The sequence below is a fragment of the Streptomyces sp. NPDC005496 genome (assembly GCF_042872045.1).
Taxonomy (GTDB): domain Bacteria; phylum Actinomycetota; class Actinomycetes; order Streptomycetales; family Streptomycetaceae; genus Streptomyces.
Genome location: NZ_JBIAJQ010000001.1, coordinates 984,507 through 1,000,325 on the forward strand (window position 1 = coordinate 984,507; position 15,819 = coordinate 1,000,325).

General features: G+C 71.6%; 16 protein-coding genes. 7 read left to right on the forward strand and 9 right to left on the reverse strand.

Annotated features, from left to right (window positions below; genetic code table 11):
* Positions 1-40: 40 nt before the first annotated feature.
* The 4 genes from ACFYQQ_RS04400 to miaA form a co-directional block, all read right to left on the reverse strand.
* Positions 41-2,194: an HD domain-containing protein gene (locus tag ACFYQQ_RS04400; RefSeq protein WP_356243872.1), complete on the reverse strand. Its 2,154-nt coding sequence runs from the start codon at positions 2,192-2,194 to the stop codon at positions 41-43.
* A gap of 294 nt (positions 2,195-2,488) precedes the next feature.
* Positions 2,489-3,376: a diaminopimelate epimerase gene (gene dapF / locus ACFYQQ_RS04405; protein ID WP_388903342.1), complete on the reverse strand. Its 888-nt coding sequence runs from the start codon at positions 3,374-3,376 to the stop codon at positions 2,489-2,491.
* Positions 3,377-3,440: 64 nt separating this feature from the next.
* Positions 3,441-3,995 carry a hypothetical protein gene (locus ACFYQQ_RS04410; protein ID WP_355792876.1) on the reverse strand — a complete coding sequence of 185 codons (555 nt, stop codon included), beginning with the start codon at positions 3,993-3,995 and terminating at the stop codon, positions 3,441-3,443.
* Between the two features lie 107 nt (positions 3,996-4,102).
* Positions 4,103-5,041: a tRNA (adenosine(37)-N6)-dimethylallyltransferase MiaA gene (miaA, locus tag ACFYQQ_RS04415; RefSeq protein WP_355792868.1), complete on the reverse strand. Its 939-nt coding sequence runs from the start codon at positions 5,039-5,041 to the stop codon at positions 4,103-4,105.
* A gap of 182 nt (positions 5,042-5,223) precedes the next feature.
* Between miaA and ACFYQQ_RS04420 the strand changes: the two genes are divergently transcribed.
* Positions 5,224-5,481 carry a hypothetical protein gene (locus tag ACFYQQ_RS04420; RefSeq protein WP_356172411.1) on the forward strand — a complete coding sequence of 86 codons (258 nt, stop codon included), beginning with the start codon at positions 5,224-5,226 and terminating at the stop codon, positions 5,479-5,481.
* 25 nt (positions 5,482-5,506) lie between these two features.
* Positions 5,507-5,761 (forward strand): antitoxin, encoded by a 255-nt coding sequence (locus tag ACFYQQ_RS04425; protein ID WP_355792874.1) that lies wholly within the window; start codon positions 5,507-5,509, stop codon positions 5,759-5,761.
* A 128-nt stretch (positions 5,762-5,889) separates the two neighbouring features.
* Here ACFYQQ_RS04425 and ACFYQQ_RS04430 read toward each other — a convergent pair whose 3' ends face one another.
* The 3 genes from ACFYQQ_RS04430 to ACFYQQ_RS04440 all read right to left on the reverse strand — a co-directional run bounded on the left by ACFYQQ_RS04430 (position 5,890) and on the right by ACFYQQ_RS04440 (position 8,672).
* Positions 5,890-6,603 carry a class III extradiol dioxygenase subunit B-like domain-containing protein gene (locus ACFYQQ_RS04430; RefSeq protein WP_356172414.1) on the reverse strand — a complete coding sequence of 238 codons (714 nt, stop codon included), beginning with the start codon at positions 6,601-6,603 and terminating at the stop codon, positions 5,890-5,892.
* A 99-nt stretch (positions 6,604-6,702) separates the two neighbouring features.
* Positions 6,703-8,229, reverse strand: coding sequence for a tRNA (N6-isopentenyl adenosine(37)-C2)-methylthiotransferase MiaB (miaB, locus tag ACFYQQ_RS04435; RefSeq protein WP_355792797.1), 1,527 nt, complete (start codon positions 8,227-8,229; stop codon positions 6,703-6,705).
* A gap of 38 nt (positions 8,230-8,267) precedes the next feature.
* The gene (locus tag ACFYQQ_RS04440) at positions 8,268-8,672 is read right to left on the reverse strand and encodes a MazG nucleotide pyrophosphohydrolase domain-containing protein (protein ID WP_355792800.1); all 405 of its coding nucleotides are present in this window, start codon (positions 8,670-8,672) and stop codon (positions 8,268-8,270) included.
* 107 nt (positions 8,673-8,779) lie between these two features.
* On the opposite strand from ACFYQQ_RS04440, the gene ACFYQQ_RS04445 reads away from it, so the two are divergent.
* The gene (locus ACFYQQ_RS04445; protein WP_356172418.1) at positions 8,780-9,790 is read left to right on the forward strand and encodes a TAXI family TRAP transporter solute-binding subunit; all 1,011 of its coding nucleotides are present in this window, start codon (positions 8,780-8,782) and stop codon (positions 9,788-9,790) included.
* 42 nt (positions 9,791-9,832) lie between these two features.
* Here ACFYQQ_RS04445 and ACFYQQ_RS04450 read toward each other — a convergent pair whose 3' ends face one another.
* Complete coding sequence (locus tag ACFYQQ_RS04450) at positions 9,833-11,248, reverse strand: HAMP domain-containing sensor histidine kinase (RefSeq protein WP_355788035.1); 1,416 nt, start codon at positions 11,246-11,248, stop codon at positions 9,833-9,835.
* Positions 11,249-11,257: 9 nt separating this feature from the next.
* The gene (locus ACFYQQ_RS04455; protein ID WP_355788037.1) at positions 11,258-11,944 is read right to left on the reverse strand and encodes a response regulator transcription factor; all 687 of its coding nucleotides are present in this window, start codon (positions 11,942-11,944) and stop codon (positions 11,258-11,260) included.
* A 283-nt stretch (positions 11,945-12,227) separates the two neighbouring features.
* Between ACFYQQ_RS04455 and ACFYQQ_RS04460 the strand changes: the two genes are divergently transcribed.
* The 4 genes from ACFYQQ_RS04460 (at position 12,228) to ACFYQQ_RS04475 (ending at position 15,593) form a co-directional block, all read left to right on the forward strand.
* Positions 12,228-13,004, forward strand: coding sequence for an amino acid ABC transporter ATP-binding protein (locus tag ACFYQQ_RS04460; protein ID WP_355788040.1), 777 nt, complete (start codon positions 12,228-12,230; stop codon positions 13,002-13,004).
* Positions 13,005-13,065: 61 nt separating this feature from the next.
* On the forward strand, positions 13,066-13,905 hold the full coding sequence (locus tag ACFYQQ_RS04465) for a glutamate ABC transporter substrate-binding protein (RefSeq protein WP_355788042.1): 840 nt from the start codon (positions 13,066-13,068) through the stop codon (positions 13,903-13,905).
* A 105-nt stretch (positions 13,906-14,010) separates the two neighbouring features.
* A complete protein-coding gene (locus ACFYQQ_RS04470; protein WP_355788045.1) occupies positions 14,011-14,679 on the forward strand; it encodes an amino acid ABC transporter permease in 669 nt (222 codons plus the stop codon).
* Positions 14,676-15,593: an amino acid ABC transporter permease gene (locus ACFYQQ_RS04475; protein ID WP_356172427.1), complete on the forward strand. Its 918-nt coding sequence runs from the start codon at positions 14,676-14,678 to the stop codon at positions 15,591-15,593. Before ACFYQQ_RS04470 ends, ACFYQQ_RS04475 begins: the two co-directional genes overlap by 4 nt.
* Positions 15,594-15,819 lie beyond the last annotated feature (226 nt).

Below are 15,819 nucleotides of genomic sequence, written 5' to 3' on the forward strand. Positions count from 1 at the left end.
CCACCCGAACGGGTTCCCGTCGGATGCCTTCTCCCGGGGTTCAGCGTGCGGCGGCGGCCTGGTGCTGCGCGCGGTTGACGTCGAAGACGCCCGGGACGTTGCGCATCGCCCGCATCAGGGCGGGAAGGTGCGCGGCGTCCGGGAGTTGGAGCGTGTACGTGTGGCGGACGCGCTGCTGGCTGGGGGGCTCGACGGTCGCCGAGACGATCGCGACGCCTTCCAGGGCGATGGCCTCGGTGAGGTCGGCGAGGAGGTGGGGCCGTCCGAAGGACTCGGCGACGAGCGTGACCCGGCACTCGGTGGTGTCGCCCCAGCTCACCCCGACCTCCGCGCGGCCCACGCTCTTCATGCGGTCCACGGCGGCGCAGCCGAGGCGATGGACGGTCACCACGCCGCCGCGTACGGCGAAGCCGGTCACCTCGTCGGGCGGTACGGGCGTACAGCACCCGGCGAGGCGTACGGACGCGCCGGGCTGGTCGACGACGGCGCTGGCGGAGCCGGGCCGGGCCGGGGGTGCCTCGGCGGCGGGCCTGGGGGCGGCCGCGGGGCCCTCGGGGGCCGCCGTGTCGCGGGGAGCGGGGTGGGCGGCCAGCCAGCGCTGGATGGCGATGCGGGCGGCGGGTGTGTGGGCGTGCTCCAGCCACTCCCGGGAGGGCTCCGAGGCGGGGTCCTGGCCCATCAGGAGCTGCACGGTGTCCCCGTCGCGCAGGACCGTACTCAGCGTCGCCAGGCGGCCGTTGACGCGCGCCCCGATGCAGGCGTGCGCGTCCTCGCCGTACTGGGCGTACGCGGCGTCCACGCAACTGGCGCCGTCGGGGAGCCCCAACGAGCCGCCGTCGGCCCGGAAGACGGTGATCTCGCGGTCCTGGGCGAGGTCTTCGCGCAGGGTGGACCAGAAGGTGTCGGTGTCCTGCGCGGCCTCCTGCCAGTCGAGGAGGCGGGAGAGCCAGCCGGGGCGGGTCGGGTCGGCGCGCTCGCCGTCGCCGTCCGTCTGCTCCTCCGCGGGCGCGGCGTAGGGGTTGCCCAGGGCGATGACCCCGGCCTCGGCCACCTTGTGCATCTGGTGGGTGCGGATGAGGACTTCGGCGACCTCGCCGTCCCCGCGGGCGACGGCCGTGTGCAGCGACTGGTACAGGTTGAACTTCGGTACGGCGATGAAGTCCTTGAACTCCGAGACCACCGGGGTGAAGCAGGTGTGCAGTTCGCCGAGGACCGCGTAGCAGTCGGCGTCCTCCCCGACGAGCACGAGGAGGCGTCCGAAGTCCGAGCCGCGCATCCGTCCGCGCTTGCGCGAGACCCGGTGCACGGAGACGAAGTGCCGTGGCCGGATCACCACTTCGGCCTGGATGCCGGCCTCGCGCAGGACGCCGCGCACCTCTTCGGCAATCTCCGCGAGGGGGTCGCCGCCGTGGGCCGCGTCGTCGTCGATCAGTTCCCGGGTGTGCTCGTACTCCTCGGGGTGCAGGATCGCGAAGACCAGGTCCTCCAGCTCGGTCTTGAGGGCCTGGACGCCGAGCCGTTCCGCGAGCGGGATGAGCACGTCCCGGGTCACCTTGGCGATGCGCTCCTGTTTCTCGGGGCGCATGACGCCCAGGGTGCGCATGTTGTGCAGGCGGTCGGCGAGTTTGATCGACATCACGCGGACGTCGTTGCCGGTGGCGACGAGCATCTTGCGGAACGTCTCGGGCTCGGCGGCGGCCCCGTAGTCGACCTTCTCCAGCTTGGTGACGCCGTCGACGAGGTAGCACACCTCCTCGCCGAACTCCGCGCGCACCTGATCGAGGGTCACATCGGTGTCCTCGACGGTGTCGTGCAGCAGGGAGGCGGTCAACGTCGTGGTCTCCGCGCCGAGTTCGGCGAGGATCAGGGTCACGGCGAGCGGGTGCGTGATGTACGGCTCGCCGCTCTTGCGCATCTGGCCGCGGTGCGAGGACTCGGCGAGCACGTACGCCCGGCGCAGCGGTTCCAGGTCGGCGTCGGGGTGGTGGGCGCGGTGGGCCTCAGCGACGTGCCCGATGGCGTCCGGCAGCCGGTCGCGGGCGGCGGGGCCGAGGAGTGCGGCCCGGCCGAGGCGGCGCAGGTCGATCCGGGGACGGCCCTTCCTGCGGTGCGGTCGCGCGCCCTGCTCGGCCGGGAGCCCGGGCGACGGCGTCACTGGGCCTGGCGTCGCGGGATTCGTCGCCTCCGCACTCATGGGCACCTCCGGCTGCGTAGACCGGCGGACGGGGCGCCCCATGGCGTACACGGCTCAGGGGCTGGCGTCGTTCCCCCGTCCGGGCCGGTGCTTGATGCTACCGAGCCCACCACGCCCGGCTGACCGCCTCTCGCCGAGCGTGAAACGGATCACCCATTCGAGCGATGATTGGCGGGTTTACGGTTTCGGATCTTTTGCGGGCGAGCCGGACCCGGTGGCCGGCCGCCGCCCAGGCCCCGTGCCGCGCCCGGCCGTGACCGACGATCGATGACGGCCGGATGCGGACGGCAGGGTCTAGGCGAGCGCGGCGGCGAGCCAGTCGGCGTCGATCTCGCCCTCGGCGACGATCACCGCGGGGCCCGTCATCTCGATCTCGCCGTCCGGGCGCTCGGTGATCACCAGGGTGCCGCCCGGCACGTCCACCGTGTACGTCGCCGGGGTGCCCGTCACGGCCGGGTCCGCGCCGTCGCGGCGGGCGGCCGCCACGGCGACGGCACACGCGCCCGTGCCGCACGAGCGGGTCTCGCCCGAGCCGCGCTCGTGCACGCGCATCGCGACGTGCCCGGGGCCGCGGTCGACGACGAACTCCACGTTGACCCCGTCCGGGTAGGCGGACGGCGGGCTGAAGGGCGGCGGGGTGAACAGGTTTCCCGCGTGTGCGAGGTCGTCCACGAAGGCGACGGCGTGCGGGTTGCCCATGTTCACGTTGCGGGCGGGCCAGCTGCGCTCGCCGACGCTCACGCTGACGTCCCCCTCGGGGAACCGGGCCCTGCCCATGCCGACGGTGATGTCGCCCGCGCCGGTGCCGCCGGACGCCTTGGCGATGTGGACGCTCTTGACGCCCCCGCGCGTGGCGATCGCGACGTCCCCCTCGGTCACGAGGCCGGCGCGCTGGAGGTAGCGGGCGAAGACGCGCACGCCGTTGCCGCACATCTCCGCGACGGAACCGTCGCCGTTGCGGTAGTCCATGAACCACTCCGCCTCGGCCGCCATCGCCTCGGCCTCGGGGTGCGCGGCGGACCGCACGACGTGCAGCAGCCCGTCGCCTCCGATGCCCGCGCGGCGGTCGCACAGGGCGGCGACGGCGGCCGGGGGCAGCTCGATGGCGTTCTCCGGGTCCGGGAGGATCACGAAGTCGTTCTCGGTCCCGTGACCCTTGAGGAAGGCGATCCGCGTGCTCATCCCTCGATCGTACGGGCTGGGCAGGACAGCGGGCGGCTCCGGTCCGGGTGGCGGACGGGACGGGTCAGCGCAGCCGGGCCACGCGCCACACGGCGAGCACCGCCACGGCCGCGACGACGACGGCGTACGCGATCACGACCCGCCAGTCCGGCCGACGGCCCGAGCCGCGCGGCGGCAGACCCGGCCAGGTGTAGCCGACGCGGCGGGCGGCCATCATGCCCCAGCCCGCGGAGCAGGCGCAGATCAGCAGGCCGAGCATGGCGACGACGGCGCCGCCGTCCCCGAACTCGAAGGCGAGCGGGAACGCGAACATCAGCGAGCCGACGGCCGCCAGCCCCACGATGGGCGCGAGCTGCCAGATCCGCAGCCGGCGCTGCGGGCGCAGCTCGACCACCTCGACCTCGTTCTGGGCGGACAACTCGTCGGGCCCGGGCCCGTCGGCGGTCACGCCGTCCGGGGTGTCCTCGGGTCCGTCGGAACTCAGGCTCACCACGTCCGGACCGTCAGCTTCCGGGTCGATGCCCAGACGCTCCCCGTCCGGACCGATGCCCGGAGGCTGTCCGTCCGGATCGGCGTCGTGCTCAGCGTCACGTGCGGTGTCACGAGGGCCGGCCTCCATCGCCACGCGCCCTCCCAACTCGGACTTCACTGGTCGATCGAAGCTCGATGATGGCACGGCGCCGGAGGCCGGGATGACGGCCGGAGCGTCCCGATGCCAGGACGTGATCAGGCTGTGACCGGTCGTTCGACCAACGCCAGTGCGAGCTCGGGGAGTTCTGTGACATCCGCCGCAGCCCCACTGAGCCAATGCACCCGGGGGTCGCGTCTGAACCACGAATCCTGACGGCGCGCGAAGCGTTTGGTGGCGCGTACGGTCTCGGCCCGTGCCTCGTCCTCGGTGCACTCCCCCGCCAGCACGGCGAGGACCTGCTGGTAGCCGAGCGCCCGGGACGCCGTACGCCCCTCGCGCAACCCCTGCGCCTCCAGTGCGCGCACTTCCTCGACCAGTCCCGCCTCCCACATCCGGTCCACACGGCGCGTGATGCGCTCGTCGAGTTCGGGGCGGGCGACGTCTACGCCGATCTGGACGGTGTCGTACACGGAGTCGTGACCGGGCAGGTTGGCCGTGAAGGGCTTGCCGGTGATCTCGATGACCTCCATGGCGCGCACGATCCGGCGCCCGTTGCTGGGCAGGATCGCGTGGGCGGCCCCCGGGTCGGCAGCGGCCAGCCTCGCGTGCAGCGCGCCGGGGCCGCGAAGCGTGAGCTCCTCCTCCAGGCGGGCGCGCACCTCGGGGTCGGTGCCGGGGAACTCCAGGTTGTCGACGGCGCCGCGGACGTACAGCCCGGAGCCGCCCACCAGGACCGGCCAGCGGCCCTCGGCGAGCAGCGCGTCGATACGGGCCCGCGCGAGCCGCTGGTACTCGGCGACGCTCGCGGTGACCGTCACCTCCCAGATGTCCAGGAGGTGGTGCGGGACGTCCCGGCGTTCCTCGGGCGTCAGCTTGGCGGTGCCGATGTCCATCCCTCGGTAGAGCTGCATGGAGTCGGCGTTGACGACCTCACCGCCGAGGCGCTGGGCCAGGAAGACGCCGAGATCGGACTTTCCGGCCGCGGTCGGTCCGACGACGGCGATGACGCGGGGGGCGGGGGGTGCGCTGCTCACCGCCCCAGTCTCGCAAACCCCGGGGCCGGCCCTCGAACGAGCTACGTGACGCGACGGGTCCGGGGTCGTTGCCTGTTGCGAGGTTTCAGCCGCCGGTTTCGAGAGCCGGTGACCCGGGCGGCGCAAACGGACGCACCGGTCGACGCGGGATTTCGCCCGCACGAGTAACGTATGGAGTGGATATGGGCGTTTTTGCACGACTTCTCCGGAGGTCGAAGGCAGCGGAGGAGGCGTCGACCGCCGAGGCGGAGACCGGTGCGGTGACGGCCGGTACCGACGCGGAGACGCCGGACGAGGCGAAGGGTTCCCACGGGACCGAGAGCGGGGCCGCGACGGAGGAGTCCTCCGAGGCCACCGCGTCGGACGGCGTGGACATCCCCAAGCAGCAGTCCGCCGACGAGGCCGCCGACAGTGAGGCCGGCGACGGCGCCCGCAAGTGACTGCCCCCTCGCGGGAAGGTGCACCATGGGTCTTCTGGACAACCTGAAACACAAGCTCGCCCCGGCCAAGGACAAGGTCTCCGACCTCGCGCACCAGCACGGGGGCAAGATCCATCACGGGCTGGACAAGGCCGCGCGAGTGGCCGACGAGAAGACCAAGGGCAAGTACAGCGACAAGATCCACACGGGCGCGGGCAAGGCCAAGGGCGCCATGGACCGGCTCGCGCACAAGGACGGCGGCTCGACGCCTCCGGACGCGCCGACGCCTCCGGCTTCCTGACCCGCAGCGGATCGGCGGACGGCCGCGGAGCACTCAGCGCTCCCGGGCGTCCGCCGCGCTGCGTCCCGGGCGTCCGCCCCCGCAGCCGTACGAGGCCGCGAACGCGCGCGGCCCCGTGGTGCCGGCCCCTACGACCAGGCCGCCACCAGATACCCCACGCCGTAGGGCGCCTCGTCGTGGAGCAGGGCGCCGCCGAGGCCCGCGCCGTCCGCCGCGCCCGCGAGGACCTGCCAGGGGGCGCGCCCCGAGGCCTTCAGCTCGTACGCCAGCTCGGCGTCCAGCGCCTTCAGGGCGGCAGCGTCCGCCGCTCCCAGCGCCCGCGCGACGCCCGCGTCGAAGTCCGCCGCGCGCTCGTCGAGATAGCCCGGCGCCTTGACCGTGCGGCACGCGCTGCCGTCGCCCATCACCAGCAGCGCCACGCGTTCGGCCCGGGCGGCGATGTCCTGGCCGGCCCGGAGGCACCGATCGGCCGCGAGGGGTTCCCCCACGCCGAGGCCCTCCAGCGGCGCGTCGGCCCAGCCGGCGCGCTCCAGCAGCCAGGCGGCGACGGCGAGGGACGGCGGAAGCTCCCGCTCCGCCGGGCCCGGTTCCCCTCCCCCGAGGCGTACCTCCAGGTCCACGCCGAACCCGCGGAAGGACCCGCGGGTACCGGCCGGATGCGGCCCGCGCGCGGTCTCCTCGGCCGGTCCGACGACGACCAGCAGGTCGGGACGCGCGGCGGCGAGCACGCCCAGCGCGTCGGTGCAGGCGGCGCGCAGGGCGTCCAGCTCGGGGGCCGCACCGGCGGCCACCTCGGGTACGAGCAACGGCGGACAGGGACAGACGGCGGCGGCAACAAGCATGATCGGCAGCGTACGCGCCGAACAGACGATCGGTCCGGGGGTCCCGCCGGTCCGGAACGGGACGCCGTGCCGGCGGCGCTTCGGGGCGCCGCCCGCCCATCAGTCGCAGCCGCAGCCGCTGCCCGTGGCCACCGGGAGCGGCGCGGGCACGCCGATCTTCGGCAGCCCCAGCAGCACTCCGGCCGGCTTCACGGCCTCGGCGGCGTTGCGCTTCTCCCAGGCGTCACCCGCGCGCGTGCGGCGGACGGCCAGGACGGCGCCCTCGGCGAGCAGGTGGTGCGGAGCTGCGTACGTGATCTCGACGGTGACCACGTCACCGGGGCGCACGTCTTGGTCCGGCTTGGTGAAGTGCACCAGGCGGTTGTCGGGGGCGCGGCCGGAGAGCCGGTGCGTGGCGCCGTCCTTGCGGCCCTCGCCCTCGGCGACCATCAGCTCCAGCGTGCGGCCGACCTGCTTCTTGTTCTCGTCCCAGGAGATCTCCTCCTGGAGGGCGACGAGACGCTCGTAGCGCGCCTGGACGACCTCCTTGGGGATCTGCCCCTCCATGGTGGCCGCCGGGGTGCCGGGGCGCTTGGAGTACTGGAAGGTGAACGCCTGCGCGAAGCGGGCCTCGCGCACGGCGTGCAGGGTCTGCTCGAAGTCCTCCTCGGTCTCGCCTGGGAAGCCCACGATGATGTCGGTGGTGATCGCCGCGTGCGGGATGGCGGCCCGCACCTTGTCGATGATCCCGAGGAAGCGCTCCTGTCGGTACGAGCGGCGCATCGCCTTCAGGACCGTGTCCGAGCCGGACTGCATCGGCATGTGCAGCTGGGGCATCACGTTCGGCGTCTCGGCCATGGCGGCGATGACGTCGTCGGTGAAGTCGCGCGGGTGCGGGGAGGTGAAGCGCACGCGCTCCAGGCCGTCGATCTTCCCGCAGGCCCGCAGCAGCTTGCTGAACGCCTCACGGTCGCCGATGTCGGAGCCGTACGCGTTCACGTTCTGGCCGAGCAGCGTGATCTCGGAGACGCCCTCGCCGACCAGGGCCTCGATCTCGGCGAGGATGTCGCCGGTGCGGCGGTCCTTCTCCTTGCCGCGCAGCGCCGGGACGATGCAGAAGGTGCACGTGTTGTTGCACCCGACGGAGATGGAGACCCAGGCGGCGTACGCGCTCTCGCGGCGGGTCGGCAGCGTGGAGGGGAAGGCCTCCAGCGACTCGGCGATCTCGACCTGTGCCTCCTCCTGGACGCGGGCGCGCTCCAGCAGGACGGGCAGCTTGCCGATGTTGTGCGTGCCGAAGACGACGTCCACCCAGGGCGCCCTCTTCACGATCGTGTCGCGGTCCTTCTGGGCGAGGCAGCCGCCGACGGCGATCTGCATCCCGGGGCGCTTCGTCTTCATCGGGGCGAGGCGGCCGAGGTTGCCGTAGAGCCGGTTGTCGGCGTTCTCACGGACGGCGCAGGTGTTGAAGACGACGACGTCGGCGTCCCCGTCGGAGCCCTCCGGCGCGCGGACGTACCCGGCGTCCTCCAGCAGTCCGGAGAGCCGCTCGGAGTCGTGGACGTTCATCTGGCACCCGTAGGTGCGTACTTCGTAGGTCTTGGATTCCTGAACGCCCACTGCCTGGCTCCGGTCGCTGCTGCTCATGTGACAAGGGTAGGCGGTGCCCGGAGCGGGTCCGGCCGCTATCCCCCGGCGGGCGTCCAGCCCTGGCGGCGGAGGATCTCCGCGACGTCCGGGGCGCGGTAGTGCTCGCCCTTGAGGACCTTCCCGTCGGCCCTGCGGTCGACCCGGCCGTCCGGGCCGAGCTTGGTCATGTTGGCGCGGTGGATCTCGGCGATCACCTGGTCGAGGTCGATCCCGTGGACGAGGGCCGTGCCGTACGCCACGTACACGACGTCGGCGAGCTCGTGCGCCAGCCGGTCCAGCGGGCCGGTGACGGACACCTCGGCGACCTCCGCGGCCTCCTCCGCGAGCAGCTCGCCCCGGTGGGCGGCCAGCTCCGGTGAGACCTCGGCGGGCACCGTACGCGCGGGGAGCCCGAAGGCACGGTGGAACTCCTGGACCAGGGAGGCGGGCGACTGCTGCATCCATCGAGCGTATCGACCTCCCGCGCGGCCCCGGCCGGGCGGCTCCGGGACGGGCCGGCCCGGTCCGGCCTGGTCAGCAGGGCGTCCGGACTGGCAGGATCGCGCGCATGTTCCAGGCACTCGCGCGCACCGGCCGACGCCCCGCCCTGCTGGGCGGGACGGCCGCCTTCGTCGTCGTCGCGCTGCTGCTGTGGTGGCTGCTGCCGCTGGGCGACGAGTCGCCGAGCGGGGAGATCAAGTTCAGCACGGGGACCCCGACCGGGGTCTACCAGACCTACGGCGACCTCCTGCGACAGGCGGCGGCCGAGGACATGCCCGACCTGAAGGTGCGACTGCTCAACAGCGACGGGTCGCAGGACAACGTGCGGCGGGTGGCCACCGGCGAGGCCGACTTCAGCATCGCCGCGGCGGACGCCGTCGAGACGTACAAGCACCACAGGGGCAAGGGCGCGGACCGGCTGCGCGGCTGCGCGCGGCTCTACGACGACTACGTGCACCTGGTGGTCCCCGAACACTCGAAGGTGCGCTCGGTGGCGGGGCTGCGGGGCAAGCGGGTGGCGGTGGGACCGGACGGCTCCGGGGTGCGGCTCATCGCGGACCGCGTGCTCAAGGCCGCAGGCCTCGACCCGCGGACGGACATCGTGCCGCTGCCGGACGGCATAAAGACCATGCCCGAGAAGCTCGAGAGGGACCGGATCGACGCCTTCTTCTGGTCCGGCGGCCTGCCGACGAGCGCGGTGACCACCCTGTCGGACCGTTTCCCCGTCCGGCTGGTCCCGATCGACGGCGAGGTCGTCAAGAACCTCCAGGCGCAGGCCGTGGCGGGGATCACCGCGGCCCGCTACTACCGGGCCGCGGTGATCCCCGCCAATGCCTACCCCAAGGCGCAGCAGGGCTCCCCGGTGCCGACGGTGGCGGTGGCGAACCTCCTCATCACCCGCGAGGACACGGACGAGGACCTCACCGAGGCGCTCACCCGTACCGTGATCGACAGCCGTGACTCCATCGGCGAGAAGGTGCACGCGGCACAGCGCGTGGACCTGCGCACGGCCCTGTACACCGACCCGCTCGATCTGCACGAGGGCGCGAAGCGGTACTACCGCTCGGTGAAGCCGTGAAGCCGTGACGCCATAGGGCCCGGGAGCCGCCCTCCGCGGCCCTCAGGAGGCCTGCCGGGTCCTCGGCACGGTGACCGTCACCCGCAGGCCGTGGGGCTCGTGACGGGCGTACGCGATCGAGCCGCCGCCGGCCGACAGCAGGGCCCGCGAGATCGACAGGCCCAGCCCCGAGCCCTTGACGTTCTGGTGTCCGGCACTGCGCCAGAAGCGGTCGCCGACACGGGCCAGCTCCTCGTCCGTCAGGCCCGGCCCCCGGTCGGTGACGACCACCCTCGACGTCTCGCCGTTCGACGCCACCAGCACCTCGACGCTCTCGCCCTCGGGCGTGAACTTCAGGGCGTTGTCGATCACCGCGTCCAAGGCGCTGGACAGGGCGATGGGATCGGCCCAGGCGGTGGTGGCCGGGCAGGTCCCGGTGAGCCGGACCCCCTTGCTGTCGGCGACCGGCCCCCAGGCCGCCACCCGCTCCTGAGCCAGCTCGCCGATGTCGGTGAGGCACAGGTCCGCCTCGGCGTGCTCGGCGAGCGCCAGATCGAGCAGGTCGTCCAGGACCTGCGCCAGGCGCTTGCCCTCGGTGCGGACGGAGGCGATCTCCTCGTTGCCCTCGGGCAGTTCGAGCGCGAGCAGCTCGATGCGCAGCAGAAGTGCCGAGAGCGGGTTGCGCAGTTGGTGCGAGGCGTCGGCGACGAACGCGCGCTGCTGTTCCAGGACGTCCTCGACGTTGTCGGCCATCTCGTTGAACGACCGTGCCAGGCGCCGCAGTTCGGGCGGTCCTCCGGCCGCCGCGACCCGCGACTTCAGCCGTCCGGTCGCGATGTCGTGGGTGGTCGCGTCCAGGACGCGTACGGGCTTGAGGACCCAGCCGGTCAGCCGCAGCGCGGCACCGAGGGCGAGGAGCATGGCGGCGATCTCGCCGGCGCCGATCCAGAGCCAGCCGTGCAGGGTCCGCGAACGCAGCTCCCCGGTGGGCGAGTCGGTGACGACGACCGCGACGACGTCGCCGTCGCGGATCACCGGGGACGCGACGACGAGCCGGCGCCGCTGCCAGGGCCAGACCTGCTTCGGGTCGTGGCTGCGGCGCCCCAGGAACGCCTCCGCGAACGCGTCGCGGCCCTCGCCCTTGACAGGTACGTACCAGTTCTTCGGAGCGTTGGCCATGGGGGCTTGGCCGGACCGGTAGAAGACGCCGGCTCTGATCCCGTAGACGTCGTTGTAGGTGTCGAGTTCGTCCTGCAGGATGTCGCGGCGCTCGTCGTCCCCGGCGCCGTCCGACCGGGAGCCGGTGGGAGGGTCGGTCACGAACTGGGCGAGGGCGGCGAAGCGCGCGGTGTCGTCAATGCGGTCGACGACCACCTTCTGCTGCTCGGCGGCCGCCAGGCTCGCGGCCAGCGGCACGCCGAGCGCGAGCAGCACGGCGGCCATCAGGACGATGAGCAGCGGAAGAAGGCGAGTGCGCACCGGTGCACGCTACGACGTGGGGGCGACGAGCCGGTACCCGACGCCGCGCACGGTCTCGATCAGCGCCGGCATGCGCAGCTTGGAGCGCAGGGACGCGACGTGCACCTCCAGGGTGCGCCCGGTCCCCTCCCAGCTGGTGCGCCAGACCTCGCTGATGATCTGCTCCCGGCGGAACACCACACCGGGGCGCTGGGCCAGCAGCGCGAGCAGGTCGAACTCCTTGCGGGTGAGCTGGACGACCGTGCCGTCGACGCTCACCTGGCGGGTCGGGAGGTCGATGCGCACGGCGCCGAGCCGCAGGGCGCTCTCGCCACCGGCCGCGGCGTCCTCGGGGACGGTGCGCCGGGCGACGGCGTGGATGCGGGCCAGCAGCTCACCGGTGTCGTACGGCTTGACCACGTAGTCGTCGGCGCCGAGGTTGAGTCCGTGGATCCGGGAGCGCACGTCGGCGCGGGCCGTGACCATGATCACCGGGGTGCTGGTGCGCTTGCGGATCTTGCCGCAGACCTCGTAGCCGTCCTGGTCGGGCAGTCCCAGGTCGAGCAGGACCACACCGAACCCGGCGCCCTCGGGAACCAGCGCCTGGAGGGCCTCCTCGCCGCTGCGGGCGTGCGTCACGTGGAAGCCGTGCCGGGCCAGGACCGCGGACAGGGCGGCGGCGACGTGGTTGTCGTCCTCGACGAGGAGCAGTCTCATCCCGGCCCCCTCCGGTTCATCGGTCGTACGGTCTGGGCTTGTATTGACCGGCACACATGTGTGCACCCTGGAAGTCACGCTGATGGACGACGACGGCGTCAAGGGCGTTCCGGTTCGGGGCGGCTTCCGTTACCCAGCCGGTACGCGCTCCGTCCGCGGCCGTCACGGTGAGTACCCGGACGCTACCGGATCGTTATGCTCAATATTCCCTCAGATGTAATGACGCTGGTCGTACGGGGTCACTACTGTCCACCGAAACCGAGGAGGACGGAGCCCCAGAGCGATGACCGAAGTATCGGTGGCCAAGGACGCCGTGGCCGCGACCGACGAGCTGGTCGTCCTGAAGAGCGTCAACAAGCACTTCGGCGCGTTGCACGTGCTCCAGGACATCGACCTGACGATCGCCCGTGGCGAGGTCGTCGTGGTCATCGGACCCTCCGGGTCCGGGAAGTCCACCCTGTGCCGCACCATCAACCGTCTGGAGACGATCGACTCGGGCCACATCTCGATCGACGGCAAGCCGCTGCCCGAGGAGGGCAAGGCGCTCGCCCGGCTGCGTGCCGACGTGGGCATGGTCTTCCAGTCCTTCAACCTCTTCGCGCACAAGACGGTGCTCGAGAACGTGATGCTGGGCCAGGTCAAGGTCCGCAGGGCCGACAAGAAGGTCGCCGAGAAGAAGGCCCGCGAACTGCTGGACCGGGTCGGTGTGGGCACGCAGGCGGACAAGTACCCCGCGCAGCTGTCCGGCGGCCAGCAGCAGCGGGTCGCGATCGCGCGGGCGCTGGCGATGGACCCGAAGGTCATGCTCTTCGACGAGCCGACCTCGGCACTGGACCCCGAGATGATCAACGAGGTCCTGGAGGTCATGCAGCAACTCGCGCGTGACGGCATGACCATGGTCGTCGTCACCCACGAGATGGGCTTCGCTCGTTCGGCTGCCAACCGAGTGGTGTTCATGGCCGACGGACGCATCGTCGAAGAGGCTGTGCCGGACCAGTTCTTCAGCAACCCCCGCAGCGACCGGGCCAAGGACTTCCTGTCGAAGATCCTGCACCACTGACACGGCCCGCATCTCTTCAGTACTGAAGACCTGTATCTCTTCACATCAAAGGATGTTCACGATGAAGCTCCGCAAGGTAACCGCCGCCTCGGCCGCCGTCCTGGCCCTCGCCCTCAGCGCCACCGCGTGCGGCGGCGACGACAAGGACGACTCCGGCTCGGGCTCCGGCGGGGGCAAGATCAAGGTCGGCATCAAGTACGACCAGCCGGGCCTCGGCCTGAAGGAGCCGGACGGATCGTTCTCCGGTTTCGACGTGGACGTCGCCACCTACGTGGCCAAGGAGCTCGGCTACAAGCCCGACCAGATCGAGTTCGTCGAGACCAAGAGCGCCGACCGTGAGAACGCGCTGGCCCGCGGCGACGTGAAGTTCATCGCGGCCACGTACTCGATCAACGACGAGCGCAAGCAGAAGGTCGACTTCGCCGGCCCCTACCTGCTGGCCCACCAGGACCTGCTGATCAAGGCCGACTCGGACATCACCAAGGGCACGGACCTCAACGGCAAGAAGCTGTGTTCCGTGACCGGCTCCACCTCGGCGCAGAACGTCCAGAAGACGATCGCCCCGAAGGCCCAGCTGAAGCAGCAGGCCGGCTACTCGGAGTGCATCGCGGGCCTGCAGAGCGGCGCGGTGGACGCGGTGACCACGGACGACTCGATCCTCGCGGGCTTCGCCGCGCAGGACAAGTACAAGGGCCAGTTCAAGCTCGCGGGCCTCAAGCTCAGCAACGAGAACTACGGCATCGGCATCAAGAAGGGCGATGCCGCGACCGAGAAGAAGATCAACGCCGCCCTCGAGAAGATGGTCAGCGACGGCGCCTGGGAAAAGGCCGTGAAGGACAACTTCGGTCCCGCCGAGTACAAGAACGAGCCGGCGCCGAAGATCGGCGTCATCGTCAAGTAACGCCCGCAGGTCCACAGCGCGCCGCCGCCCGCCGCGATCACGGCGGCGGCGCGCCGTGTCCGCCCCGTAGCCACGTACTCCACACACCCGGAAGCGCGGGAGATCGTGTTCGACTTTCTTGAAGGTTACGACGTCCTCGGGGCGTTCTGGATGACGGTGAAACTCACCGTCCTGTCCGCCATCGGCTCGCTGATCTGGGGCACGCTCCTCGCCGCGATGCGGGTCAGCCCGGTCCCGCTGATGCGCGGGTTCGGCACCGCCTATGTGAACATCGTCCGGAACATCCCGCTGACCGTCATCATCGTCTTCACCTCACTCGGTCTCGCCGACATCTTCGGCATGACGATGGGCGCACCCGACAACTTCGACGACCAGAGCTTCCGGCTCGCCGTGCTCGGACTGATCGCGTACACCGCGTGCTTCGTCTGCGAGGCGATCCGCTCCGGCATCAACACCGTGCCCGTCGGCCAGGCCGAGGCCGCCCGCGCCATCGGCCTGAGCTTCAGCCAGGTCGTGCGGCTCATCGTGCTTCCGCAGGCCTTCCGTTCGGTGATCGGCCCGCTGGCCAACGTCCTGATCGCGCTGACCAAGAACACCACCGTGGCCGCCGCCATCGGCGTCGCCGAGGCCGCTCTCCTGATGAAGAAGATGATCGAGAACGAAGCCCAGACCCTCGCCATCGGCGCGGTGTTCGCCCTCGGCTTCGTGCTCCTGACCCTGCCCACCGGTCTCATCCTCGGCTGGCTGAGCAAGCGACTGGCGGTGAAGCGATGACCTCCGTCCTCTACGACGCCCCGGGCCCCCGCGCCAAGCGGCGCAACGTGCTCCTCTCCGTTGTCTTCTTCGTGCTGCTCGCCCTGGTGCTGTGGTGGGTCTGGACGAAGCTGGACGAGAAGGGCCAGCTGAAGTGGGCGCTGTGGGAGCCGTTCACCACTGGTCAGGCCTGGACGACCTATCTCCTGCCGGGCCTCGCGGACACCCTGAAGGCCGCGGCGCTCGCCATGGTCATCGCCCTTCCGCTGGGTGCGGTCTTCGGCATCGCCCGCCTGTCGGACCACCGGTGGGTGCGTGTCCCGGCCGGCGTGGTGGTGGAGTTCTTCCGCTCCATCCCGGTCCTGCTGCTGATGCTCTTCGCCAACGAGGTCTACGTCCGCTCCACGGACGTCACCAGCGAGATCCGGCCCCTGTACGCGGTCGTCACCGGCCTGGTGCTCTACAACGCCTCGGTCCTCGCCGAGATCGTCCGGGCGGGCATCCTCTCCCTCCCCAAGGGGCAGTCCGAGGCCGCCATGGCGGTCGGCCTGCGCAAGAGCCAGACGATGACCAGCATCCTGCTGCCGCAGGCGGTCACGGCCATGCTCCCGGCCATCGTCAGCCAGCTCGTCGTCATCGTGAAGGACACCGCACTCGGCGGTGTGATGATCGGTTTCACCGAGCTGCTCAGCGAGCGCGCCACGCTGGCCGCGAACTACGCCAACGTCATCCCGAGCTTCATCGTCGTCGCGATCCTCTACATCGTGCTGAACTTCATCCTCACCAGCTTCGCGAGCTGGCTCGAGGCCAGGCTGCGCCGCAGCAAGAAGAGCACCGGCGCGGTCCTCGGCACCAAGGACGTGGAAGAGATCAACGCCGCCGAGGTGGGTGGCACCTTCGGCACCGGTGCCGGCGGTGGCGGCGGCTTCGCGTGACCCGCTGACCCGGATCGGGACATCCCGCTCGACCCGGGCCGCGTGGACGGTGCCCTCGGAGCAGGACACCGTCCACGCTGAGATCGCACCGGCCGACGGCCGGTCCCGGCGGCAAGGCTCCGGACGGGGGCGGCAGGACTCCTGCCGCCCCCGTCCGGCGTCCGCGTCGGCACGCCGAGCCCCTCGGCCGCCCGCACGGACAAGGCTCTCCCCCCACACGTCCTTA